The sequence below is a fragment of the Pirellulimonas nuda genome (assembly GCF_007750855.1).
Taxonomy (GTDB): domain Bacteria; phylum Planctomycetota; class Planctomycetia; order Pirellulales; family Lacipirellulaceae; genus Pirellulimonas; species Pirellulimonas nuda.
In genome coordinates this window covers 4,405,243-4,427,790 of the sequence record NZ_CP036291.1, presented here as the reverse complement: position 1 = coordinate 4,427,790, position 22,548 = coordinate 4,405,243, and the positions used below count along the sequence as shown (strand labels likewise).

Sequence of the window (22,548 nt, the reverse complement as noted above, 5' to 3'; positions counted from 1 at the left end):
TCGGAGCAGCGGTCGCGCCGACCGTAGGTCGGCTGCTACGGGGCGCCGTGTTCTGTGCAAGCGGACAACCGACAACTGACTAAGAATCAATGACCCCGATCCGTGTTGCCGAATCGCTGCTCCCCGCGGCCCACCGTCTGTACGACGCGGCCGCCATCGCCGGCGTGCTGTTGCTGGCGCTGCAAGCGACCCCTACCGGGGGCGGGGCGGGGCACTCGCTGACCAACGAGTGGGCCATCGTGGCGGCCTGCGCGGTGCTGATCTTTCACACCGCCGCGGAGCTGACGGGGTTGTACCGAAGCTGGCGCGGCGCGCGGCTGCGGCGTGAGCTCGGCTGCATCGTGCTGACCTGGGTCTATACGCTGCCGGTGCTGTTTGGGATCGGCCTGCTGAGCGGCTACAACGGGCGGTTCACCTACGAGTCGAAGCTGATCTGGATCGTCGGCGCCCCGCTGGTGATGCTCGCCGCCAGGGCATTGTTCGGCGCCGTGCAAGCGGCGCTGCGGGCGCGTGGGTACAACCTGAAGCACGTAGCGGTGTGCGGTGTGAACGAGCTGGGCATCCAGCTCGCCCGCAACCTGAAACGTTCGCCGGAGCTGGGCCTGTCGCTCACCGGCTTCTACGACGACCGCCCCGGCGACCGCCTGGCGGAGCTGCCCGAAGACCTGCAGGGCTTCGCCGGCAAGCTCACCGACCTGGTGGCCGCGGCCCGCAGCGGCGCGGTTGAGATCGTCTACATCACGTTCCCGATGCGTGCAGAAGACCGCATCCGTGGCGTGCTGGCGGCGCTGGCCGACACCACGGCCAGCGTCTACATCGTGCCCGACTTCTTCGTCTTTCAACTGTTGCACGCCCGCTGGACCAGCATCGACGGCCTGCCCGCGGTGAGCGTGCACGAGAACCCCCTGTCGGGGATCGACGGGCTCACCAAACGCGCGTTCGACCTGGTGGTCGGGGGGCTGGGGCTGGCGGCGCTGACGCTGCCGATGCTCGTGATCGCCGCGGCCGTCAAGTTCACCAGCCCCGGGCCGGTCTTCTTCCGCCAGAAGCGCTACGGGCTCGATGGCCGCGAGATCCGCGTGTGGAAGTTCCGCTCGATGCGGGTGCAGGAGAACGGCGCCGAGGTCCGCCAGGCCACCAAGGGAGACGACCGCATTACCCCCGTGGGCCGGGTGCTGCGGAAGACCTCGCTGGACGAGCTGCCGCAGCTCTTGAACGTGATCGAAGGGACGATGAGCCTGGTGGGCCCTCGGCCCCACGCCACGGCCCACAACGAGCAGTACCGCTCGCTGATCGACGGCTACATGCTCCGCCACAAGGTGAAGCCGGGCATCACGGGGCTGGCCCAGGTGCGGGGCTACCGTGGCGAGACCGACACGCTCGACAAGATGCAGGGCCGCGTCTACTTCGACCACCAGTACATCCGCAACTGGTCGATCTGGATGGACCTGCGGATCTTGTTCGAGACGATCTCGGTGGTCTTCAAGCAAGAAAACGCGTACTAGCGGGCGCAGCCCCCACGCGGGCGCCCCTAGCCGCCGACCTACGGTCGGCGCGGCTGGAAGTTTGCTACAATCGCGGGACCCGTCAACAAGCTCTCTTCAGGGTTCCCAACATGAATCGTAGCGCACTGCTGCTACTGGCAATCGTCTCCACTCAGCTCGGCGCCGACTGGCCGCAGTTCCGCGGACCCGATGGTCAGGGCGTAGCCCAGGGCCCCGCGCCGCTGCGGTGGAGCGAAGACTCCCAGAACATCCGCTGGGCCGTCGACGTGCCGGGCCGCGGCTTTTCCTCTCCCGTGGTGATCGGCGACCAGGTGTGGCTGACCACGGCGCTGGAGACCGCCGGCTCTAAAGAGGAGGCGGTACGGCGTGGCAAAGGGGGGGTGAAGAACGAGATGGAGATCGCCTCGAAGCTCTCGCTCCGCGCGCTCTGCTACGACCGCGCCAGCGGCGAGCTGCTGCACGACGTTGAGCTGTTTGACACGACCGAGATCGACCCGATCCACTTGCTCAACAGCTACGCCTCGCCGACCCCTGTCGCGGAGCCGGGCCGCGTCTACTGCTGGTTCGGCACCTACGGCGTGGCCGCGATCGATACCTCGACTGGCGAGGTGCTGTGGCGCAAGCGTCTGCCGCTGGACCACTACGTCGGCCCCGGCAGCTCACCCGTCTTGTGGAAGGACCGGCTGATCCTCACCTGCGACGGCGCCGATCAGCAGTACGTCGCCGCGCTCGACACGGCCACCGGCGAGATCGCTTGGAAGACCGACCGACCGCCGATCCGCGAGCAGAACCCCGACCAGCGGAAGTCGTACTGCACGCCGCTGATCGTCGACGTCCGGGGCAGGCCGCAGGCGATCATCCCGGGCGCCCAGTGGCTGGTCGCCTACGATCCGGCCAGCGGCGAAGAACTGTGGCGGCTCGATCACGGCCGCGGGTTCTCCATCGTCCCGCGCCCCGTCCTGTGGAACGACCTGGTGATGTGCGGCACCGGCTTCGGGCAGACCGAGGTCATCGGCGTGCGCCTCGATGGCCACGGAGACGTGAGCGACACGCACATCGTGTGGCGCAGCAAGCGGCAGGCGCCGACGCAGCCCTCGCCGGTGGTGGCGGCCGGCAAGCTGTTTACGGTCAACGACCAAGGGATCGGCGTCTGCTACGCCGACGGCAAAGAGACGCCGCTGTGGCAGAAGCGGCTGGGGGGCGCCTACAGCGCGTCGCCGCTCGCGGTGGGGAGCCGTGTTTACTTCTTCAACCGCGACGGGCTGACGACCGTCCTCGACGCCGACAGCCAGTCGTCCGAACCGATCGCAGAGAACCAGTTGCCGGGGCCGCTGATGGCGACCCCCGCCTTGGTGGACGGCGAACTACTAATCCGCACCGGCGGCAAGCTGTACGCGATTGGTGAGTAGTGAGTAGTGAGTAGTGCCGCGGCGCCCATTCACCATTCACCAATCACCACTCACTACTGAAATATATTCGGGTTGTTCTTGTCGAAGTCTGCGTCGGTGTAGCCGTTGTTCAGCTTGATGTCTGTGTAGACGTACTGCTCGGCCAGCACGGGGTCGCCCCCCTCGGTGGTGGGCCACAGGTAGGCGGCGTAGGCGACCGGGATCCGCAATTCGTTGTCGATAAAGATCCTCGCCACGTTGAAGCGGAAGTTGCGGCGGGGCACCGGGTGGCGGGCCTCGATCATCGTGCAGGGCCGCTGGTTGATGGTGCTGTCTGCGTAGCGGACTTCGCACTCGCCGTACTTCACGTCTTCTTCGGCGATCTTCAGTAGCTCGGTCGTCAGGTTCCGCATTCCGGTCATGGTGATGGGATAGAGCTGGCCCTTCATCGCCCAGGCGTGCGTGGGCGCAAGTTCCTGCTTCCCAAACTTCCGCAAGAAGCCGGAGCCCATGGCCACCATCTTGCCGCTGTTCTGGTTCTCGACGTACAACGCCTCTTGCCCCGTCTTGGGGGTGATGAACTTCATGTACACGCTGAAGGGCTGATGACGCACCTTTAGCTCGATGTGCTGCGGCTCACCCAGCTTGCCGTCGATCCGCTCCAGCTTGGTCATGATGCAGGAGTAGTCTTGGATGTTCGCGTCCATCTCGGCCACCCCTTGCTTGGCCAGGCGGATGCACGGCATCAGCGGGTGCTCGCCGTCGCGCTGCACCAGGTCGAAAGGGGACTTCTCCAGCCCCGGCGTTTGCCCCGCCGTCTGCTGGATGGCGCCCGCGCTGGTCTGTTCGACCACGCCCAACGCGTTCTTGACGTGCGAGTCGGCGCCGGCCGGCGCCACGGCCTGCTGCTCGGCGACGCGGTAAATCGGGTTGGTGACCTCGCCCGCCCCCAGGGTGGCGGCGAGGCAAGAATACGCGGCTAAACTCTTGAGCATCTTGGAACCAATCATGGCGGGCGGCCTCCGTGCGTAGGTGGGCGGAGAGGTGAAATCCTTTCCCTCGCCTGTTATGGTACGCCAGCCACCCCCGCCGGCGAAAGAGTGATTGTCCGTAGTTCGGGCCGCGCCGGCCGCCGGAGCGGGGCGATCAGCCGCCATGTCGGTCGCCCCCCGACCAACCGAACACGCACAGAATTATGGCAACGAAGCTCCGCGTCGAAACGATCGTCTCCTCTCCTTTCGAGGAGAACACCTACGTCTTGTGGCGCGACGGCGACCCACGCTGCGTGGTGATCGACCCCGGGCTCGAGCCGGGCGCCGTCATTGCTTGCATCGAAGAAAACGGGCTCGAGCCTGCGGCGATCCTCATCACGCACGGGCACACCGACCACATCGCCGGCAACGCCGGCATGAAGCAGCGATGGCCCGACTGCCCACTGGTGATCGGCCACGGCGACGCCCCCAAGCTCACCGACCCGTGGGCGAACCTGTCCGCCACCCACGGTTTCGAGATCGTCAGCCCCCCGGCAGACAAGCTGGTGGCCGAGGGGAACACCTACGAGGCCGCCGGCATCTCGTTCGAGGTGCGCGAGACCCCCGGGCACTCTACGGGCCACGTGGTGTTCATCAGCCGCGAGGCCGACGGCGTGCAGGTGTGGGGGGGCGACGTGTTGTTCGCCGGCAGCGTGGGGCGGACCGACTTCCCGGGGTGCAGCTTCGAGGTGCTCCGCGAGTCGATCGAGACCCAGCTCTTCACGCTAGAAGACGAAGCGGTGGTCTACCCGGGCCACGGCCCCACGACCACCATCGGCAAAGAAAAGCGGACCAACCCTTTTGTCGGCAAGGCGGTCCGCTAAGCAGCGCCGCCCGAACATCCCACCCAACGGCTTCGCGCTACTTCGGCGCCACGAGCGTGTTGCTGGGCGAGTCGTCAAGCGTTTCGCTAGCGGCGCGTTCAGCGCTCTTGCGGGCGGGGCGGTCGCGCTTGATCGGCAGCTCGAGCGTGAAGGTGCTCCCCTCGCCCTGCTTGCTTTCGACCCGCACCTTGCCGCCGTGTTCTTCGAGGATCTTGCGGGTCACGGGCAGGCCCAGCCCGGTGCCGCGGCCCCCCTTTTTCGAGACAAACACCGTGAAGATGCGGTCGATGTCTCCTTTCTCGATCCCGACGCCGTTGTCGGAGACGGTCACGCCGGCCACGTTCTTCACTAGGTCGATCGACGTGGCGACGCGCACCCGGCGACCCCCCTCGGGCGTGGCGGTCTCGCAGGCGTCGATGGCGTTGCTCACCACGTTGAGGATGGCGCGGTGCAGCGCCTCGGGGTCGAGCAGGATGCTGGGCATTTCCGCGGCGGGATCGAAGGCCAGCTCGACTTCCGCTTCGCCGGCCCGCGTCTCCATCAGCTCGATGGCGTCCGCGGTGATCTCGTTGAGGTCCGAGGGCTGCGGGTCGGGCTCGCGTTCCTTGCTGAACGTGAGCATGTCGAGCACCAGGGCAGAGATCCGCTCTTGGTTCTTTTCAACGATGCCCCAGCCCTTGCGCATCGTCTCCACGGCGCGGCCCATGGCTTCGGGGTCGGCCAGGCCGTCGTTCTCTTCCCCGTCGAGCGCCTGCTGGTGGTCTTTCATGCCCAGCTCGATCAGGTAGCTGCCGCCTCGGACCCCCTGGAGGATGTTCTTGATGTGGTGCGAGAGGGTGGCGATGGTCTGCCCCACCGCGGCGAGGCGTTCGGCCTGGACGGTGGCTTTGTAGTAGGAGGTGTCTTCGACCGCCAGCGCCGCCTGGTGGCCGATGGCGATCATCAGCTTCAGGTGCTCCTCGCCGAACTTGTTATTGCTCTTCTGCAGGATCACCTGCTTGGGTGAGATCGAGGTGTCGATGTAGATCACCCCCACCACGCCGTAGCGTCCCTGCATCGGCACGCAGATGGCTTCACGCACGCCCAACTGCACGATGCTTTGCGCGGGGTCCCAGCGGTCGTCTTCGCGTGCGTTGCTGGTGAGCACCCCTTCGCCCTTCTCAACCACGTAGTCGAGGATGGTCTTGGAGATCGCGATGCGGTCTTCGTTCTGCACGCCGCGGCGGTGGCGGCGGACCTTGGGGGCGAGCTCGCCCGTCTCTTCGTCGCGGAGCATGATGCAGCCGCGGTCCGCGTCGACCCACTCGAGGATCATGTCCATGATCCGGTCGAGCAACTGCTCGATGTCCATCGTGTGGCTCACCGCCAGCGCGGTGCGGTACATCAGCTGCAGGTTGCTGCGCGCCCGCGCCAGCCAGGGGCTCTGCGTTTGGTCCGCCGGCAGCGACAACAACTCGCTCCCCGCGGACTGGCTCATGGCGCGGACGATGCGCGAGTTCTCGATGTTCTGGCTGGCGGCGATGATGTCGACGTCGTCGATGACGTCGACCCCCTCTTCCAGCACGCCGGTGAACAGCAGCAGGGTGCGCCCCACCTGCACCTGGTCGCCCGTCTTCAGCTCGTGCTGGCGGATCGCCGCGCCGTTGACGAAGGTGCCGTTGGAGCTGTTGAGGTCGCGGATCACTAGCCGATCGCCCAGATGCAGCACCTGGGCGTGCTGGCGCGACACCTCGGTGTCGTTCAACTGGATGGCGTTCTCAGAGATGCGGCCGATCGACAGGTCGTCCCCATCGATCTCGTAGCGCGTTCCCTGATCGCGACCCTGGATGACGAAGAGCGAAGGCACGGCATTGGGGCGGATGACGGACGAGTGGCCCGGTGGCCGCCGTTACGCGGCAGGCCGGTCCCTCAGGAGTTCCCCGATTCTATGGAGCAGGGCGCCGTAGTGGTAGGGTTTTTGCAAGCAAGTATCGCCCGCCAGGGCGCCCAGGTCGCCTATTTTTCCGGTCGAACCCAGTAGTAGGAATGGGGCGCCTTTGCGGTGGGCGGCGTTCCGCAGTTGGACGATCGTCTCTGCGTTGCTGGACAAATCGCTCTCGGCATCGGCTACCAGGAGCGCCCAATCCTCCGATTCGGCCAAGCGCACGGCCCCGCCGCCGTTGGCCGCGTCGAGCGTCCGCACGCCGCGTCGAGCCAGCAGCGTACGCAGGACCTCGCGTGACTCAGACGATCGGTCGAACACCAGCACCCGGGGCGCGGCGTCGGGAAAGGGAGTTTCCGGCACTTCGGCCTCTGCTACTGGTTCGTTGTGGTGCGGAAAGAACGGCAAGTCGCCGGGAGGGTACAAGCAGTTGTCGCGGCCGTCAAAGTCGCTTGCCGCACCCCCCGGGCGTAGGCCCCGCACGGCCCGTGGCTCGCCAGCAGTAGCGTCACTGCACACAATAGGGGATTGTGCTCCGCCGTCCCCTCCGCAGAACCCCGCATGAAATGCTTCCGATACCCGGCCGGCGTGGCGGCAGTGGCGCTCGCAGCGGTGTGCATCGCACAGCGGCCGAGTGTTGATTCGCCCCAGCTCCGGGTGAGCCAGACCACACGATTTTTGGCCTCCGACGACCTCGAGGGGCGGGGCGTGGGGACGCGCGGGATCGAGCTGGCTGCGCAGTTCATCGCCCAGCGCTTCGCCGAGATCGGGCTGGAAGACCTAGCGCCGTCGCCCGGCGGGCCTTTCGACTACTTCGAGATCGTCACCGACACGCGGCTCGGCGAGGCGAACACCCTGGTGTTTAGCGGCCCGCAGGGCGACCGGCAGGCGGCGCGCGTGGACGCCGATTACCGACCGCTTGCGATCGGCGGCACGGGGGAAATCGACCTGCCGATCGCCTTTGCCGGCTACGGCATCACCGCCCAGGAAGCCGACTACGACGACTACGCCGGTCTCAACGCGGCCGGAAAGGCCGTTGTGCTGCTCCGCCACGAACCGAGGCAGGACGACCCGCAGAGCCCGCTCAACGGCGCCGACGACTCGGTGCACGCCCCGTTCTTGAAAAAGGCGGCCCTGGCGCAGCAGCAGGGCGCGGCCGCGGTGATCTTCACCACCGACCCGCACGAGGCAAAGAAGCGCGTTGAGCAGTGGGATCAGCGGATCGCCAAGCTAGACGCCGAGATCGAGGCCTCGCGGTCCGCCGACGCGGCACGCGGGGCGCCCACGCGGCTGTTACGAAGGCGGCAGCAGTACGAGTCGAGGCGGGCCGAAGAACTGGATCCGCTGCTGGACTTCACCCGTGCCGGCGAGGCGGCCGGCTGCGACATCCCGCTGCTGTACGTGCGTCCTTCGGTCATCGATCAGTGGCTCGACGCGGCGCTCCCGCCGAACGCCCAACCACGCACGCTCCGGGCGCTGGAGGCGCTGATCGACGCGACCGGGCGCCCGCTGAGCTTCGAGCTGCCGGGCAGCAGAATCGCCGGCCGCGTCGCCATCGACCGAGAAACGTCGCGGGCCGCCAACGTGCTGGGGCGCCTCCGGGGGGCCGGCCCGCACGCCGACGAGGTCATCGTGGTGGGCGCCCACTACGACCACGTCGGCCTGGGGGGGCAGGGGTCGAAGGCCCCCGGCAGCCGGGCGATCCACAACGGCGCGGACGACAACGCCTCGGGGATCGCGGCCCTGCTGGAGGTCGCCCGCACGCTCGCCGAGCGTCCGCAGCCCCCGCCGCGGACGATCGTGTTTGCCGCGTTTGCCGGCGAAGAACGGGGGTTGTTGGGGAGCGCCGACTACGTGGCCGACCCTCCGGTTCCGCTCGAACGCACGGTCGCCATGCTCAACTTCGACATGGTGGGCCGGCTGCGGGACAACAAGCTGATCGTTAACGGCACGGCGTCGGCCCGGCAGTTCGACGGCTGGATCGACGCCGCGAACACGCGTGTGGGGCTCGATATCGCGAAGATCCCAGACGCGCTGGGCCCGAGCGACCACGCCAGCTTCGCCCGCCAGCGTGTGCCGGTGCTGCATTTGTTCACGGGGTTTCACGACGAGTACCACCGACCCGACGACGATTTTCCGCTGCTGAACATCGAGGGGATTGTCCGCGTCGCGGCGCTAGCGGTGGGGCTGGTGGACGAGATCGCGGCCGCAGAGCGCCCCGAGTTTCAAGAAGTCGACAAGTAATAGCAAACCACGCAATAGCCGACGGGCTACTGGGCTGCTCGGTTGAGGGCGTTGCTTGCGGGGTCGCAAACTTCTTGCAATCTGCTCTTTACGCGCTGGGCGGTCCTCGCCAGAATGCCGCCCGCGATTGGATTCTGGGACGCCGGCCCCGTCGCCGCGCGGCCCTCTCCCCGTTTGACCCCCGGTCATGGATGACCCCCGACCCAGGCAAGGAGTGCTGACGTGAAGACCCTGCTCTCGCTGGCGACCGCCGCCACGCTGCTTAGCGCAGCCCCGTTTGTTTCCGCCCAAAACCCCGCGGGCGCCAACGCCACCAAGTACGGCATCGCCGTGGTGGACATCAACTACATCTTCAAGAAGGACGCGCGCTTCGAAGCGCAGATGAAGGCGATCCAGTCGGAGATGGTGGGGGTGAACGACACCCTCAACGCCAAGCGGACCGAGATCGCAAAGGCCGAGCAGGCCATGCAGACGCTCAACATCGGCTCGCCCGAGTACAAGCAGCAGGACGAGAACTTGGCCAAGGCCAAGGCCGACTTCCAGCTCGACGTGAACAAGCAGCGTCGTGAGATCTTGGAGCGTGAGGCGAAGGTGTACTACGACACCTACCAGCGCGTCACAAGCGCGATCACTTTCTACGCCAAACAGAAGAACATCGCCCTGGTGATGCGGTTCATCGGCGAAGAGCCGGACCCGAACCGTCGCGACGAGATCATCGCGTCGATCAACAAGGACGTCCACTTCCAGAACCAGATCGACATCACGCCAGACATCCTGGCGATGCTCAATCAGCAGCAGCAGGCCGCCGCCCGCCCCGGCCAGCCGCTTCAGTAGTCCGCTCGTGGCCCAGCGGCCCGCCCTGCAAAGGCGGGCCGCCGCCCCCCGCGACACGACTGGTTCTGCCCTTCTGTCCGCTACGGACGTCACCCCAGCTTGGGAGTTTGCAGCGATGATCTCGTCGCGCCCACAACGTACGATTTCCCGCCCCGTCGCCGTCCGCGGCCGGGGCTACTGGTCCGGCGCCCGCGTGCGGGTCGAGTTCCGGCCCGCCGACCCGGGGACCGGCCTGGCCTTTGTCCGCGACGACCTGCCGGGCAAACCCCGCGTGCAGGTTGACGTCGCCACGGCCAAGCCCGCCAGCCGACGCACCGTGCTGGCCGTTGGCCCCGCCGAGGTAGAGATGGTTGAGCACGTGCTCGCCGCGCTCTACGGCGTGGGGGTCGACAACTGCGAGATCGGCGTCGACGCCGCAGAGATGCCCGGCTGCGACGGTTCGGCCACCGAGTTCGTGGCCGCGCTCGACCGCGCGGGTTACACCGAGCAGCCCGCCTTCACCCACCCGATCTACGTCGACCGCCCGTTCCGTTGCGGCGGCGGCGATCAGTGGATCGAGATGCGTCCGTCGATCGGCGGCGGCCTCTCCATCGAGTACCACCTCGACTACGGCTCCGGCTCTCCCATCGGCACGCAGTGGTTTGTGCTGAACGCCACGCCGGGCACCTTCCGCTCCGAGCTGTGCGCCGCCCGCACCTTTGTCCTCAAGTCGGAAGCCGAGGCGCTCCGCGCCCAGGGCCTGGCGGGGCACGTGTCGCCCCAGGAACTGCTGATCTTCGACGCCGACGGCCCGATCGAGAACGAGCTGCGTTGGCCGGACGAGTGTGTCCGCCACAAGGTGCTCGACGTGCTGGGCGACCTGGCCTTGGTCGGCCGCCCGATCGCGGCCCACGTCGTGGCGTTCCGCAGCGGCCACCTGCTCAACGGCGAGCTCGCCAGTGCCTTGAGCAACGCCTACTGCCAAGAACGCATCCGCCGTTCGGCCTGAGAAGGCGCCACGGAACAGGATTCTCCCGAGCGGCGGACGAAAGCCCGCCGAGCTGCCGTCGGGCGCGGCTGCAATAGGCTGCGGCTCGACCTCGGGCGACTCTCGCTTCCCGCTCGGGCGATGAACGCATCAATCTACAAGTCAACTTTGCCAAAGCTGCAAGGAACTAGGCCATGGCCGCCAGTATCGCCACCACCGCCTGGGTTGACCCCCGGGCAAAGATCGCCGAAGAGGTCGAGATCGGCCCCTTCTGCGTGATCGGCCCCGACGTCTCCATCGGCGCCGGCACCCGGCTGCTGAACAACGTCACGCTCATGGGCTGCGTGAAGCTCGGCAAGGACAACCTGCTCTACCCCAACTGCGTGATCGGGGGCGAGCCGCAAGACATCAGCTACCAGGGGACCGACACCCGGGTAGAGATCGGCGATTCGAACATCATCCGCGAAGGGGTGACCGTCAATCGCGCCAGCGAGAAAGAGGACGGCGTCACCCGCGTCGGCAGCAACAACTTTCTGATGGCCGGCGTGCACGTCGCCCACGACTGCAAGCTGGGCGACCACATCATCATCGCCAACGGCACGATGCTGGGCGGCCACGTGCACGTGCACGACCGCGCGTCCATCTCGGGCGGCGTGGCCGTGCACCACTACTCCACCATCGGCAGCTACAGCTTCACCGGCGGGCTCAGCCGCGTGCTGCACGACGTCCCCCCGTTCATGCTGGCCGAAGGGATCCCCGCCCGGCCGCGCTGCATCAACATCGTGGCCCTGAAACGCAACGGCTTCACCCCCGAGGTGATCGACACCCTGGCCGAAGCCCACCGCCTGCTCTACCGCTCGAAGGTCGGCCTGAACGCCGCCCGCGAAACGCTGGGCGCCGCCGGCGCGGACTGCCCGCAGTTGCGTTCGCTCATCCAGTTCATCGAAGTCCAAAACGACGGCCGCCACGGTCGCGGCCGGGAGGCAAAACGCGCAGCATGACACCGATCCGCATCGCTATTGTCGGCGCAGGCCGACTAGGGACCTTCCACGCCCGCCAAGCAGCAGAACTCGAGGCCTTGGAAGTGGTCGCCGTGTGCGATCCGTTCCAAGCCTCTCGCGAGAAGCTGGCCGCGGAGATCGGCGTCGAGCCGGTCGCCGACTACCGGTCGCTCATCGGCCGCGTCGACGCGGCGGTGATCGCCACGCCGACCGTGTCGCACTTCGAGGTCGCCAGCCGGCTGCTCGAAGCCGGCGTCCACGCGCTGGTCGAAAAGCCGGTCACCCCGACCTGTGAGCAAGCAAACGAACTAGTCGAGCTGGCCGAAGCCAAGGGGCTGACGCTGCAGGTCGGCCACGTCGAGCGGTTCAACCCCGCGTTCGAGGCGGTCCGGGGCGAGGTCAGCAGCCCCAAGTTCATCCAGGCCACGCGCACCAGCGGCTACACGTTCCGCTCGACCGACATCGGGGTGGTGTTGGACGTGATGATCCACGACATCGACCTGGCGATCAGCCTGGCCGCGTCGCCCGTGGTCGAGGTCCAGGCCATGGGCCTCAGCGTGCTGGGGGGCCACGAAGACATGGTGGACGCCCGCCTGCGGTTCGCCAACGGCTGCGTCGCGCACCTCACGGCCTCGCGCGTCAGCTACCAGCAGCAGCGGACGATGCAGGTCTTCTCCGACCGCGCGTTCGCGGCCATCGACTTCCAGACCCGCAAAGCGACCACCCTCCACCCGCGGCCCGACGTGCTGGCCCGCCAGTTCAGCGTCCCCGGACTCGACGCCGCTCAGGTAGAACACTACCGCGAAAACCTGTTCGACACGCTGCTGGTGAAGAGCGAGCACGAGTGGCCCGCGGTGAACGCCATCGGCGAGGAGCTGAAAGACTTCGCCCGCGCGATCACCACCGGCGACCCGCCGCGCGTAAGCGGCGTCGCGGCCCGCGACGCGCTCGCGGTAGCCGAACAGATCCTCGACAGCGTCGCCACACACGCCTGGGACGGGAAGCGGGTGGGGGCGTTCGCGTCGCCGCGTGCCGGTGAATCGATCACCCGGGCCGCGTAGCCGCGAAATGTGATGGCGCCCCACGATCAGCCCGGGACTTCTGAGTAGTCGACTCGCGTCACCGGTTCTGGGATCGGCAGTCCGTCCTCTCGCAGCCCCTCTAGGTGGAACTCGATCGCTTCGCGGACCTCGCGCTCGGTCTCTTCGAAGGTCGCCCCGGTTGCCACGCAGCCTGGCAGGTCCGGCACGTAGGCCGCAAAATTGTTTGGGGCCTTCTCGATGACAATCGCGTAGCGTTTCATCGCTTGAGTCCGGCTTGTTTGAGGATGCTATTGAGCGTCCCGGGAGGCAGGTCGTCGTTGCGTTTGCCCGGAACAGTTACGCGCCCGGTCTTCGTGGGGTGCTTGAATTGGCGGTGGCTGCCTCGGTAAGCGACCAGGCGCCAGCCATCCTGGTCAAGACGATCCAGGATTTCTGCAACCTTCATTTTGGCAACGACGCAAGAGAAGTACAGCGTGACAAACTCGCAGAGGATCGGCCTTATGAAGTAGGATAGTTTGTGCCGGCATGATTACAAAGGCATTTGATCCGATGAGAACCCTAGCCACCCTAGTCCTGCTGTTTGCGAACGCTGTGGCCAGCGCCGGCTCGATCCGCTTCGAGCTGCCTCAGCTACTGGGCGAGCACCGCTTTGACGGTGTTCAGCCGCGGGATGCAGATTGATACGCCATTTGGTTTCTCTCGCGTGGCTGAGGCAAGGCTGGTTGTGGAAGGCTGTGCTACCGCGGGCTGGGCGCGCGGCGATGGGGTCCAACTAGAAAGCGATAGTTTTGAGCTGATTCCGGCGGTCAGCGCCAACCCTAGTTTTCAGAGAGAATTTAACTACGGCGCTGAGACGTTGGGGGCCTTTCGCATTGATGAAGTCTTCCCCGAGCCGTTTTTTCCAACGACTACGCCACTTCCCAATCCCGACGGATATCCACCGGTCTCCTTCCAGGTATTTCTTTCTGTGTTCCCAAGTTCTGCCACCTTGTTCCCCGCAAGGATCGGTAACTCCTGGGATGCGACGACCCTCGCCTATGTGGTGGAAACCCCGATCATCGCCCAGATTGACACGGCCTACATCATCCTCAGCGGACCGAACACCGTGCCGGAGCCAAGCGGGCTGGCGGCGGTGGTGGCAGGCTGCCTTACCGTGTTCGCATCGGCCTGTGGCCGCGCTATCCGCGACGAATCTTGCGTAGAAGGGTGTCCGAAATCTCACGGCTGGGCGCCGCTTCAACGCCGCCGTTGGCCGGATTGATCCATAGGGAGTGCGATCGCCCCTCACGTTTCAAGTAGCAGCCGTGGCGGCGCAAGTGACGCAATAGGGTGGAACGCTTCATCCCACGGCCACGACCGTACGGTCGGCGTCGTCGGGCACACCTCGTAGGCCATCCTCGCGGCGATCGTCTAAAACCAACGCGATGGCGTCACGCAGGCTTGCCAGAGCTTCGTCACGCGACTTTCCCTGGCCGTTGGCGCCGGGCACCTCAGGGGAATAGGCCAGAAACCACTCTCCGTCTTGTTCGACGATCGCGGTGAATTCGTTATGCACTGGGTTACCCCTCGAGATCACTAGCTGAGGTAGGTGGGATACACCCGATTGTCGTGCAAGAACAGATGGCAGTCAATCAAGACAGCCGAAGCGCAACCCGTTCACCCCCCCAACCAAGCCCCCATCGCCGTGCCCGCCACCACCGTCAGATTCAACGCCATGTGGGCGAACAGCCCCGGCGTGATGCGGTGGGTGCGGAGGTAGAGCCAGCCTAGCACACCCGCGAAGAAGAACAGAGCGATGGGCGCGGGGCCCTGGCCCAGGTGGACCAGCGCAAACGCGGCGCTGCTGGCCAGCACGCTCGGCCAGCCGAACGCCATCCCGCCGAACGTGGCTTCGTTCGGTTGGGAGTCGATCTCGCCGCGGGCCTCTTCGAGCGCCTCGGCGCCCATCTCTTCGTCGATCTCGTCCTCCGCGCCCTTGCCGCTCTCCAGCCGCCGGCGGCGGACCACCAGCCAGACCCATTCGAGGCGTTCGATCGCTCCCTGGAACAACACGCGGAAGATCAGCTCTTCGAATAGCGGCGCGGTGAGCACCGCCGAGAGGGTCACGGCGGCCAAGACGCCGGGGTCGGCGACGTCCGCCAACGCTTCGAGCGTCGGGTGCTCGTAGGGGAACTGCAGGCCCCACACCATCGCGGCCTGGATCAGCACGATGGGCCCGAGGCAGGCGAGCGTCGTCAGGACGCCCAGCTTCGCGTCGGCGTATGCCACCGCCCAGCTCTCGGGGACCCCCAGGTCTCGCCACGTAGTGCCGCTGCGGATCATCACCGCCACGATCACCGCCACGATCGAGAGCTTGAACACCGAATCGGCGATCGCGAGCGACACGAACGGGATGTCTGTCTCTGGCGAGGGGTTCGCGGGCGCAGGGGTCAGCACGTTCACCACCAAGAAGACCGCCGGCGTCATCGCCAGCGCCCCCCAAGGAACGCTCCGACGCGGCGCCCAAGGCGCCAACACGCCCGCTTGGTACTGCAGCCACACGAGCGAGAGCGCGAGCAGGCTGACCGGCAGGATCGCCAGGTCGGCCCACGTAAGAAACAGGTCTTGGGCTTCTTGGGCCAGCATCACGCCGCCTCCCTGTCAGCGGTGAGCATCCCCGCCGCGAGCGCCACGTAGCCCCAGCCGGAGTAAAGGGTCAGCACGACGGTCGCAGCCGCGGTCCAGTAGGTCGCGTCGGGGAGCCACGCCGGCGACGACGCCGCCGATTGCCCGGCGTGCAGCAGCCACAGGCTCATCAGGCACGCCGCGCACTGCAGCACCATCTTCAGTTTGCCGGCCAGGCGGGCCGAGAAGTCGCCGCCAGAGACCTCGACCTCGCTCCGCAGCATCGTCACCAACAATTCGCGGGCCACGATCGCCACCGCCATCCAGGGGGCGATCTGCGATCCCGCCTCCGCGGCCAAGTAGATCAGCACGCCGCAAACTAGCAGCTTGTCGGCAAAGGGGTCGGCGATCCGCCCGAAGCGGGTCTTCTGGTCAAACCGCCGCGCCCACCAGCCGTCGACAAAGTCGGTGACCGAGGCGACGACGAACAGCACCAGCGCAATCAGATAGCCGTGCAACGACAACGCGGCAAAACACCCCACCGCCAGGGCCACCCGGCCGAGTGTGAGCGTGTTGGGGACGTTCCAGATCAAATCGCTACTCAAAAGAAAGCTAACCACCAAGGGCACGACGGAGCACAAAGGAAGACGAGATAGGTATTGTCGTCGTGGTGCGTCTTCGTATTTCTTCGTGTCGTTCGTGGTGAAAACTGTCAGCGGGGCGGGGCGATCGCTACGGCCGCAAGATCGTAGTCGCTGCGGGCGACGTTTTCGCAGCGGACGAGCTGGCCCGGCGCCAGGCCCTCGCCGGAGACGTAGGTCACGCAGTCGACGTCCGGCGCGTCGGCGGCGCTCCGGCCAATCCAGGCGCCCGCTTGTTCGGGGACCGGCGAGTCGATCAGCACGTCCGACTGCTTGCCGACTTGATCGTCGGCCCAGTCGAAGGCGATCTGCTGCTGGATGGCCATCAGCTCCGCGCGGCGTTCGTCTTTGACCTCTTCGGGCAGGTGGTCGGGCAGCCTGGCCGCGGGCGTGTCGGGTTCAAGGGAGTAGGTAAACACCCCCAGCCGCTCGAACCGGTGCTGCTTGACGAAGCCGCACATCTCTTCGAAGTCGGCGTCGGTCTCGCCGGGGAACCCGGTGATCATGGTGGTCCGCATCACGACGCCGGGGATGCGGTCGCGGAGCTTCTCCAGCAGCGTCTCGGTGTCCGCGCGGTTGACGCGCCGCTGCATCCGCTTGAGCATCCGGTCGCTGGCGTGCTGCAGGGGCATGTCGAGGTACGGGACGATCCGCCGGCTGCCGGCGATCACGTCGATCAGCTCGTCGCTGAAGTACATCGGGTAGAGGTACATCAGGCGGACCCAGTCGAGCCCCTCGACCTGATCGAGCTGGCGCAGCAGCTCGGCGAGCCGGGTCTCGCCGTACAGGTCCTTTCCGTAATACGTAGTGTCCTGGGCGACGATCACCAGCTCGCGCACGCCGTCGGCGGCCAGCTCGCGGGCCTCGTCCAGCACGGCCTCCATCGGCTTGGTGGCGTGCTTACCGCGCATCTTGGGGATGGCGCAGAAGGTGCAAAGCCGGTCGCACCCCTCAGAGATCTTCAGGTAGGCGAAGTGCCGCGGCGTGATCCGCATCCGCTTGTTGTCGTCCAGCGGCCGGGCGGGCGCCGGCTGGAACACCAACCGCTGTTCCTCCAGTCCGCCGATCAGCCGGTCGGCGACCTTGGTTACCTCTTCCCGCCCGAACACGCCAACCAGGTGGTCGATGCCGGGGCGGTCGACCAGCAGCAGCTCCTTCTGCCGCTCGGCGAGGCAGCCGGAGACGATCACGCCCCGCAGTTGGCCAGATTGTTTCAGTGCGAGCATCTCGTCGATCGCGGCGAACGACTCGTTGCGGGCCGCCTCGATAAAGCCACAGGTGTTGACGATCGCGAAGTCGGCGTCCTGCGGGTCGGGGGTCAGCTCGTAGCCGTCGAGCTGCAGCAGCCCCAGCATCCGCTCGCTGTCGACCAGGTTCTTGGGGCACCCCAGGCTGATGAAGGCGTAGCGGCCTTTCGGGCCGTCGGCGCGCTGGAGTTGTTCCGTGAATGGAGTGGCCAAGAGGGGGGCCCCGAGTCAGGTGGGATCGGCAAACTCCTGATTGTGGCAGCAGCACCGCTCTGTTGACAAGCCACGCACAACGCGCCGAACCGCGTCTTCTTCCCTTGCCGAAAAATTCGCTTGCAATGCGCGGGTGTGCGAATAGTATACGGGTGAACACCATTGGCCCCCGGAGCTCCAGCATGCTCGCAGACATCCCCTTTGAAGAATGGCAAGACGCGATCGAGCGTTGTGCGTCCGATCTGCTGTGGGAGGCCGGCATCGACGAGCCGCCGGTCGACGCGTTTCTGGCAGCCGATCGGCTCGGGCTGATCGTGGCGGACGACGGGGCGCCCGACGGTCAGCACGGTTGGGGCGACGGCGTGCACCGGGCCCGTTTGGTGAGGCTGGCGGACGATTCGGCTTGCGGCGGCGTGGCGGTGATCGCACTGAGCCCCGAGGCGCGGCCAGAACGCCGCCACTTTGCGGTGGCGCACGAGATCGGCGAGGCGTTCGCTTGGCGCGTCTTCGGGCAGCTTGCGCTGGAGTCGTACGCGGTCCGGCCCGACGCCCGAGAACGCGTCGCCAACGAACTGGCGGGCTGCCTGCTCGCCCCGCGCCGCTGGCTAGCGGGGGACAGCGAGCTGCTGGACGACGACCTGGCCGACCTCAAACGGCGCTACGCGACCGCAAGTTGGGAACTACTGGCGCGGCGGACGCTGCTGGTGGCCCGTGCGCCGGTGGTGGTGACCGTGTTCGACCACGGCCGAGTCACTTGGCGGCGCTCCAGCCTGCCGGGCCTGCGGCCGCCGCTCTCTGAGATTGAGTCGGACTCTCAGCAGCGGACCCACCGGTTGAGTGAACCTAGCCAGTGGTCGAAGGGCGGCGGGCCGCTCGCCCGCGTGCGCTGTTGGCCGGTGCACGAGCCGGGTTGGCGGCGCGAGGTGATGCGGACAGAGCTGTGGGGGGACGAGTAAGAAGTACTGGGTTAGAATGCCCGCATGACCGAAAGCAACCCGTACGCGGCGCCCCTTGTTGAGGGGGGCCCGCACGATGCCGCGTTCGACGGGCTCAGCGAACCAGAACGCAAGCGGCTAGAGATCGGCCGCGTGGTCGTGGCCTGGGAGAAGCGGCGGTGGGTTTACAACGCGGTGCTGGGCGTTGCAACGCTTCCGCTGCTCGTCATCTCGGCGCTCGCAGGAGAAGTAGCCGATGCCGTGAGATTGTCCGTCATCGGTGCGTGCGTGGCCAATGCGAGCTACCTGGCGGGACCTATCGCCGAGGGGTACTGGACTTGGTTCGTCGGCCCTGCGACTTGGCTGCGAACCCTCTTGTTCCTGTCAGGGACCCTGCTGGCGCTTCTGTTGGTAGCCGCGGTGACGCTAATATTCTGTATGCGCGTCGATCTGATTCCGACGCCCAAGTGACAGCAGGCGGCGCCGATAGCGGCACATGTAAGAATGCAAGCCGGACCGTCGCCGGTCCGGCTTGCTTTCAATCTTGGTTACGCTTGAGATCAGATCGCCCCGCCTACGGCGTGCGGTCGATAATCATCGAGCCGTTGTCGGCCACGTCGAACATCGGGCGGAACGGGTTGCGGTACCGGCTCTTGGCCGTGCAGCCGTAGTGCCACACCAGGTTGACGCTCAGGTTCCAGCCTTCGTCCAGCGATCCTTGGCCGTTGGGCTTGTCTTCGGGGATCATGTACGTGAAGGCGGAGTTGAGCGACCAGCGGTCGTTCAGCGGCGTCCAACTGTTGGCGCCGAACAGCCCCTTGCTGTTGCTCGTCCAGCCGGCGAAGCCGGTGACCTCGCCACCCTGCTTGCCGTGCAGCCGGTAGAAGAACGAGTACTGGTCGGCCGGTTCAAGCTGGTTGAGCGAGCTAGGGGTCAGGCTCGAGGAGTTGCCGCCGCCCCCACCGGTGAACATGAAGCCTACTTCTTTGCACCCGTTGTTCCGGATGCTGACCAGGCCACGTACTTGGTGGAAGTCGTAACGGCTGGAGAGCAAGTTGCCGCTCCGGTTGGGACGGTCGTCGTTCATGTAGTCGTACACCAGACCGTAATTCAGGCCCACCGGGCAGCGGTGGAACAACCCGGCGGTGAGGAACTGCTGATGCACTTCGGTGCTCGACGATCCGGTCGCCGCGTTGCCCGAGAACCGGCTCTGCACCGCTTGGAAGCCAATCTGGTAGCCGAGGCCCGGGAACGGCAGCCACGCCATCTTGCCGCCGGCGTTCAGCCCTTCGTGGATGCCGAAGTTGCTGCCGTCGTTGCCCTGGGGGCTGCCCGTGGGGTAGTCCAGCGGGTTCTTGAAACCGTGCACGCCGACGAAGGCGTTGAAGTCCATGATCGGCGGGATGTACAGGATCAAGGGGATCGCGCCCCGCTCCGCACAGTGACCCAGGCTTCCGCAGTGGCACGGGCCGACGCAGTCGCCGCACCCATTCACACCGCACGCATCGCCGCAGCCGCCGACCGCGTAGGGGTCGATGGGGCACCCGCAGTCAGGCACGCCGCACCCGCATTCGGGGAAGCCGCAACCGGGCTCACAGGGGCAGGAGTCGCAGGCGCCAGAGTCGCACTGGCCGCACGGGCACGAACCCTCGTACATCATCGGCCCCGACATCTCCGGGCCGTACGACATCGCTTGGGGCTGCATCGACGGCTGTGGCATCCGTGTCGGCGACGAACTCGGCTTTTTGGCCGGCGTTGGAACCGCCTCCGGCGTCCCGCCATCGGGGAGTTCTTCTTCGTACTGAGCGACACGGGTCCGCATCGCCATGGGTTGGGGCGGACGGCCGCTGGGCGCCACCTGACGGGTGGCGACGACTTGCGGCTCTTGCGGGGCGTCGTCGTAGACCACCCGCACTGATTGATTGGCGGCGCCGAAACGCTGCTGCGAGTGCTGATCGGCCTGGGCCGGCGCGCTCGATACGGTTGGCCGCTTCCAGGGGAGACCGCTCTGAGCCTCCACCGCGGGGGCGATGAGCAGAACAAGAGCCAGCGGGGCGGCAATTACGGGGTGCAATCCGCGTCGCATGGGATATCCTCGGGGAGCGTTGTGCTCGGCGGTCGCGCAAAAATCGCGCTCATGCCGTGCGCCAGGCCCCCCTGGATCACTGCTTGAAGAAAGGTATCGGCGCCCCGGCGCCGGAGCTTTCGGAAAAGATCGCCCAACCGGCAAACTTTATCGCGTCGCTAGCAGCCGATGCTCGACAGCCAATGGGCGATGGATGATATTTGCCGTTCAACGAACGGACGCTCCGACCACCGATAGCAAGGATTTCACGAAGAATATGGGAAAGCGCCGCCTTTGGAGTTGCTCCGGGGCGAAGCAATGACCTGCCAGGTTTCATCCGTGAAATCCGTGAAATCCGTGCTATCCGTGCTATCCGTGGTTAAGCGTTCTCTTGAGTGGCCATAACACCGAAGGCGCCAGCACCGATGGCAGAAGACTTCACTATTCGCGGACAAGTAGTAGACGTGCACCAGCGTCGCGTCTTCCCCGGCGAGGTGACCGTCCTTGGGGGCCGCATCGCGAGCATCACGCCCGTCGATGATGCGCCGGCGACCTACCTAATGCCTGGCTTTGTCGACGCCCACGTGCACATCGAGAGCTCGATGCTGGCGCCGACCGAGTTCGCCCGCAAAGCCATGACGCACGGCGTGGTGGCCACGGTGAGCGACCCGCACGAGATCGGCAACGTGCTGGGCGTGGCGGGGGTCGAGTGGATGCTGGAGAACGCCGCCCAGACGCCGCTGAAGATCGCCTTCGGCGCCCCCTCGTGCGTGCCGGCCACCACCTTCGAGACCGCCGGCGCCGAGATCAGCGTCGAAGAGGTCGAGCGGCTGCTGGACGACCCGCGCATCGCGTACCTCAGCGAGATGATGAACTTCCCGGGCGTGCTGGGGGGCGACCCCGACTGCCACGCCAAGATCGCTGCCGCCAACGAGCGCGGCAAGCCGATCGACGGCCACGCCCCGGGGCTGCGGGGCGAGCTGGCCGCCCAGTACGTGGCGGCCGGCATGAGCACCGACCACGAGTGCTTCACCAAGGACGAAGCGCTCGACAAGATCGAAGCGGGCTGCCGCATCGCCATCCGCGAGGGCTCCGCCGCACGCAACTTTGAGGCGCTGTGGCCGCTGCTGAGCGAGCACCCCGCCCACTGCATGCTGTGCAGCGACGACAAGCACCCGGACGAGCTGGTGCTGGGGCACATCGACGCCTTGGTGCGCCGCGCGCTGGGGCTGGGGGTCGAGCTGTTCAATGTGCTGCGCGCCGCCTGCGTCAACCCGGTGCAGCACTACAAGCTGGATGTCGGCCTGCTACGCGAGGGGGACCCGGCAGACTTCATCGAGGTCGATTCGCTCACGGCGCCGCGCGTGCTCCGCACCTGGATCGACGGCCGGCTAGTGGCCGAGCGCGGCAAGTCGCTGATCAGCAGCGTTCCGATCGACCCGGTGAACCAGTTCGTCGCCCGGTCGGTGTCGGCTGAGGACCTGCGTCTCGATCCGCACCCCGGCCGGCTGCGCGTGATCGAAGCCGTCGACGGCCAGTTGGTGACCGGATCGCTGTTGGCAACGCCGAGGGTCGAATCGGGCGCGGTCGTTAGCGACCCCGAGGGCGACGTGCTGAAGATGGTGGTCGTCAACCGCTACCATGCGGCGGCGCCGGCGTTTGCGTTCGTGAAGAACTTCGGGCTGAAGCGCGGCGCGATGGCCTCCAGCGTGGCCCACGACTCGCACAACGTGATCGCCGTTGGCGTAAGCGACGCCGATCTGGCCGCCGCCATCAACCTGGTGATGGACGCCGGCGGCGGGCTGAGCGCCGCGTGCGGCGCGGATGGGGCGGCCGAGGTGCTGCCGCTGCCGATCGCCGGCCTGATGGCCACCGGAACCTGCGACGAAGTAGCCGCCGCCTACGGCACGCTCGACAAGCTCGTCAAAGCGTGGGGCTCGCCGCTGCGGGCGCCCTACATGACGCTGTCGTTCATGGCCCTGCTGGTGATCCCGGCGCTGAAGCTAAGCGACCAGGGGCTGTTCGATGGCGAGGCGTTCCGGTTTGTGGAATTATTTGAGTGAGGAGCACGTCTCTCTCGCAGAG

22 protein-coding genes are annotated in these 22,548 nt (G+C 66.6%); 12 read left to right on the top strand and 10 right to left on the bottom strand.

Translation table 11 applies throughout. From position 1 onward, the window contains the following. Positions 1 to 89: 89 nt before the first annotated feature. Both Pla175_RS17220 and Pla175_RS17215 read left to right on the top strand, forming a co-directional pair. Positions 90 to 1,505: an undecaprenyl-phosphate glucose phosphotransferase gene (locus Pla175_RS17220; RefSeq protein ID WP_145287906.1), complete on the top strand. Its 1,416-nt coding sequence runs from the start codon at positions 90 to 92 to the stop codon at positions 1,503 to 1,505. Between the two features lie 110 nt (positions 1,506 to 1,615). After that, the gene (locus tag Pla175_RS17215) at positions 1,616 to 2,914 is read left to right on the top strand and encodes an outer membrane protein assembly factor BamB family protein (protein WP_145287898.1); all 1,299 of its coding nucleotides are present in this window, start codon (positions 1,616 to 1,618) and stop codon (positions 2,912 to 2,914) included. A gap of 53 nt (positions 2,915 to 2,967) precedes the next feature. On the opposite strand, the gene Pla175_RS17210 is transcribed toward Pla175_RS17215, so the two are convergent. Then, on the bottom strand, positions 2,968 to 3,903 hold the full coding sequence (locus tag Pla175_RS17210; RefSeq protein WP_197526932.1) for a DUF1571 domain-containing protein: 936 nt from the start codon (positions 3,901 to 3,903) through the stop codon (positions 2,968 to 2,970). Between the two features lie 185 nt (positions 3,904 to 4,088). Here Pla175_RS17210 and Pla175_RS17205 point away from each other — a divergent pair, with 185 nt between their 5' ends. Then, on the top strand, positions 4,089 to 4,748 hold the full coding sequence (locus tag Pla175_RS17205) for an MBL fold metallo-hydrolase (RefSeq protein ID WP_197526931.1): 660 nt from the start codon (positions 4,089 to 4,091) through the stop codon (positions 4,746 to 4,748). Between the two features lie 37 nt (positions 4,749 to 4,785). On the opposite strand, the gene Pla175_RS17200 is transcribed toward Pla175_RS17205, so the two are convergent. Continuing rightward, entirely contained in the window at positions 4,786 to 6,594 is a 1,809-nt protein-coding gene (locus Pla175_RS17200) for an ATP-binding protein (RefSeq protein WP_145287892.1), read from the bottom strand. Between the two features lie 42 nt (positions 6,595 to 6,636). Then, positions 6,637 to 7,032 (bottom strand): response regulator, encoded by a 396-nt coding sequence (locus Pla175_RS17195; protein ID WP_145287888.1) that lies wholly within the window; start codon positions 7,030 to 7,032, stop codon positions 6,637 to 6,639. A 198-nt stretch (positions 7,033 to 7,230) separates the two neighbouring features. Between Pla175_RS17195 and Pla175_RS17190 the strand changes: the two genes are divergently transcribed. From Pla175_RS17190 to Pla175_RS17170, 5 genes are all read left to right on the top strand, one after another. Continuing rightward, a complete protein-coding gene (locus Pla175_RS17190; RefSeq protein WP_145287886.1) occupies positions 7,231 to 8,913 on the top strand; it encodes a M20/M25/M40 family metallo-hydrolase in 1,683 nt (560 codons plus the stop codon). Positions 8,914 to 9,135: 222 nt separating this feature from the next. Further along, entirely contained in the window at positions 9,136 to 9,747 is a 612-nt protein-coding gene (locus Pla175_RS17185; protein WP_145287883.1) for an OmpH family outer membrane protein, read from the top strand. Between the two features lie 115 nt (positions 9,748 to 9,862). Further along, positions 9,863 to 10,735 (top strand): UDP-3-O-acyl-N-acetylglucosamine deacetylase, encoded by an 873-nt coding sequence (gene lpxC / locus Pla175_RS17180; RefSeq protein ID WP_145287880.1) that lies wholly within the window; start codon positions 9,863 to 9,865, stop codon positions 10,733 to 10,735. Between the two features lie 173 nt (positions 10,736 to 10,908). Beyond that, positions 10,909 to 11,715, top strand: coding sequence for an acyl-ACP--UDP-N-acetylglucosamine O-acyltransferase (gene lpxA / locus Pla175_RS17175; RefSeq protein ID WP_145287876.1), 807 nt, complete (start codon positions 10,909 to 10,911; stop codon positions 11,713 to 11,715). Further along, positions 11,712 to 12,776 carry a Gfo/Idh/MocA family protein gene (locus tag Pla175_RS17170; RefSeq protein WP_145287873.1) on the top strand — a complete coding sequence of 355 codons (1,065 nt, stop codon included), beginning with the start codon at positions 11,712 to 11,714 and terminating at the stop codon, positions 12,774 to 12,776. Before lpxA ends, Pla175_RS17170 begins: the two co-directional genes overlap by 4 nt. Positions 12,777 to 12,802: 26 nt before the next feature. Here the strand turns inward: Pla175_RS17170 and Pla175_RS17165 are convergent, their stop codons facing one another. Next, positions 12,803 to 13,018, bottom strand: a complete 216-nt coding sequence (locus Pla175_RS17165; protein ID WP_145287870.1) for a type II toxin-antitoxin system HicB family antitoxin — start codon at positions 13,016 to 13,018, stop codon at positions 12,803 to 12,805. Next, positions 13,015 to 13,203, bottom strand: a complete 189-nt coding sequence (locus Pla175_RS17160; RefSeq protein ID WP_145287867.1) for a type II toxin-antitoxin system HicA family toxin — start codon at positions 13,201 to 13,203, stop codon at positions 13,015 to 13,017. Before Pla175_RS17160 ends, Pla175_RS17165 begins: the two co-directional genes overlap by 4 nt. Before the next feature lie 204 nt (positions 13,204 to 13,407). Here Pla175_RS17160 and Pla175_RS26155 point away from each other — a divergent pair, with 204 nt between their 5' ends. Continuing rightward, a complete protein-coding gene (locus Pla175_RS26155; protein ID WP_197526930.1) occupies positions 13,408 to 14,019 on the top strand; it encodes a hypothetical protein in 612 nt (203 codons plus the stop codon). A 78-nt stretch (positions 14,020 to 14,097) separates the two neighbouring features. Here the strand turns inward: Pla175_RS26155 and Pla175_RS17150 are convergent, their stop codons facing one another. The 4 genes from Pla175_RS17150 to rimO form a co-directional block, all read right to left on the bottom strand. After that, entirely contained in the window at positions 14,098 to 14,313 is a 216-nt protein-coding gene (locus tag Pla175_RS17150; RefSeq protein ID WP_145287860.1) for a type II toxin-antitoxin system HicB family antitoxin, read from the bottom strand. 101 nt (positions 14,314 to 14,414) lie between these two features. Beyond that, entirely contained in the window at positions 14,415 to 15,383 is a 969-nt protein-coding gene (locus Pla175_RS17145) for a CPBP family intramembrane glutamic endopeptidase (protein WP_145287857.1), read from the bottom strand. After that, the gene (pgsA, locus tag Pla175_RS17140; protein ID WP_197526929.1) at positions 15,383 to 15,955 is read right to left on the bottom strand and encodes a CDP-diacylglycerol--glycerol-3-phosphate 3-phosphatidyltransferase; all 573 of its coding nucleotides are present in this window, start codon (positions 15,953 to 15,955) and stop codon (positions 15,383 to 15,385) included. Before pgsA ends, Pla175_RS17145 begins: the two co-directional genes overlap by 1 nt. A gap of 119 nt (positions 15,956 to 16,074) precedes the next feature. Beyond that, positions 16,075 to 17,463: a 30S ribosomal protein S12 methylthiotransferase RimO gene (gene rimO, locus Pla175_RS17135; protein ID WP_145287850.1), complete on the bottom strand. Its 1,389-nt coding sequence runs from the start codon at positions 17,461 to 17,463 to the stop codon at positions 16,075 to 16,077. Between the two features lie 182 nt (positions 17,464 to 17,645). Between rimO and Pla175_RS17130 the strand changes: the two genes are divergently transcribed. Then, complete coding sequence (locus Pla175_RS17130; protein WP_197526928.1) at positions 17,646 to 18,419, top strand: ImmA/IrrE family metallo-endopeptidase; 774 nt, start codon at positions 17,646 to 17,648, stop codon at positions 18,417 to 18,419. A gap of 24 nt (positions 18,420 to 18,443) precedes the next feature. Beyond that, positions 18,444 to 18,869 carry a hypothetical protein gene (locus tag Pla175_RS17125; RefSeq protein WP_145287844.1) on the top strand — a complete coding sequence of 142 codons (426 nt, stop codon included), beginning with the start codon at positions 18,444 to 18,446 and terminating at the stop codon, positions 18,867 to 18,869. Between the two features lie 103 nt (positions 18,870 to 18,972). On the opposite strand, the gene Pla175_RS17120 is transcribed toward Pla175_RS17125, so the two are convergent. Then, positions 18,973 to 20,484 carry a DUF6666 family protein gene (locus Pla175_RS17120; protein ID WP_145287841.1) on the bottom strand — a complete coding sequence of 504 codons (1,512 nt, stop codon included), beginning with the start codon at positions 20,482 to 20,484 and terminating at the stop codon, positions 18,973 to 18,975. A 404-nt stretch (positions 20,485 to 20,888) separates the two neighbouring features. Between Pla175_RS17120 and ade the strand changes: the two genes are divergently transcribed. Beyond that, complete coding sequence (gene ade, locus Pla175_RS17115) at positions 20,889 to 22,526, top strand: adenine deaminase (RefSeq protein ID WP_145287838.1); 1,638 nt, start codon at positions 20,889 to 20,891, stop codon at positions 22,524 to 22,526. Positions 22,527 to 22,548 lie beyond the last annotated feature (22 nt).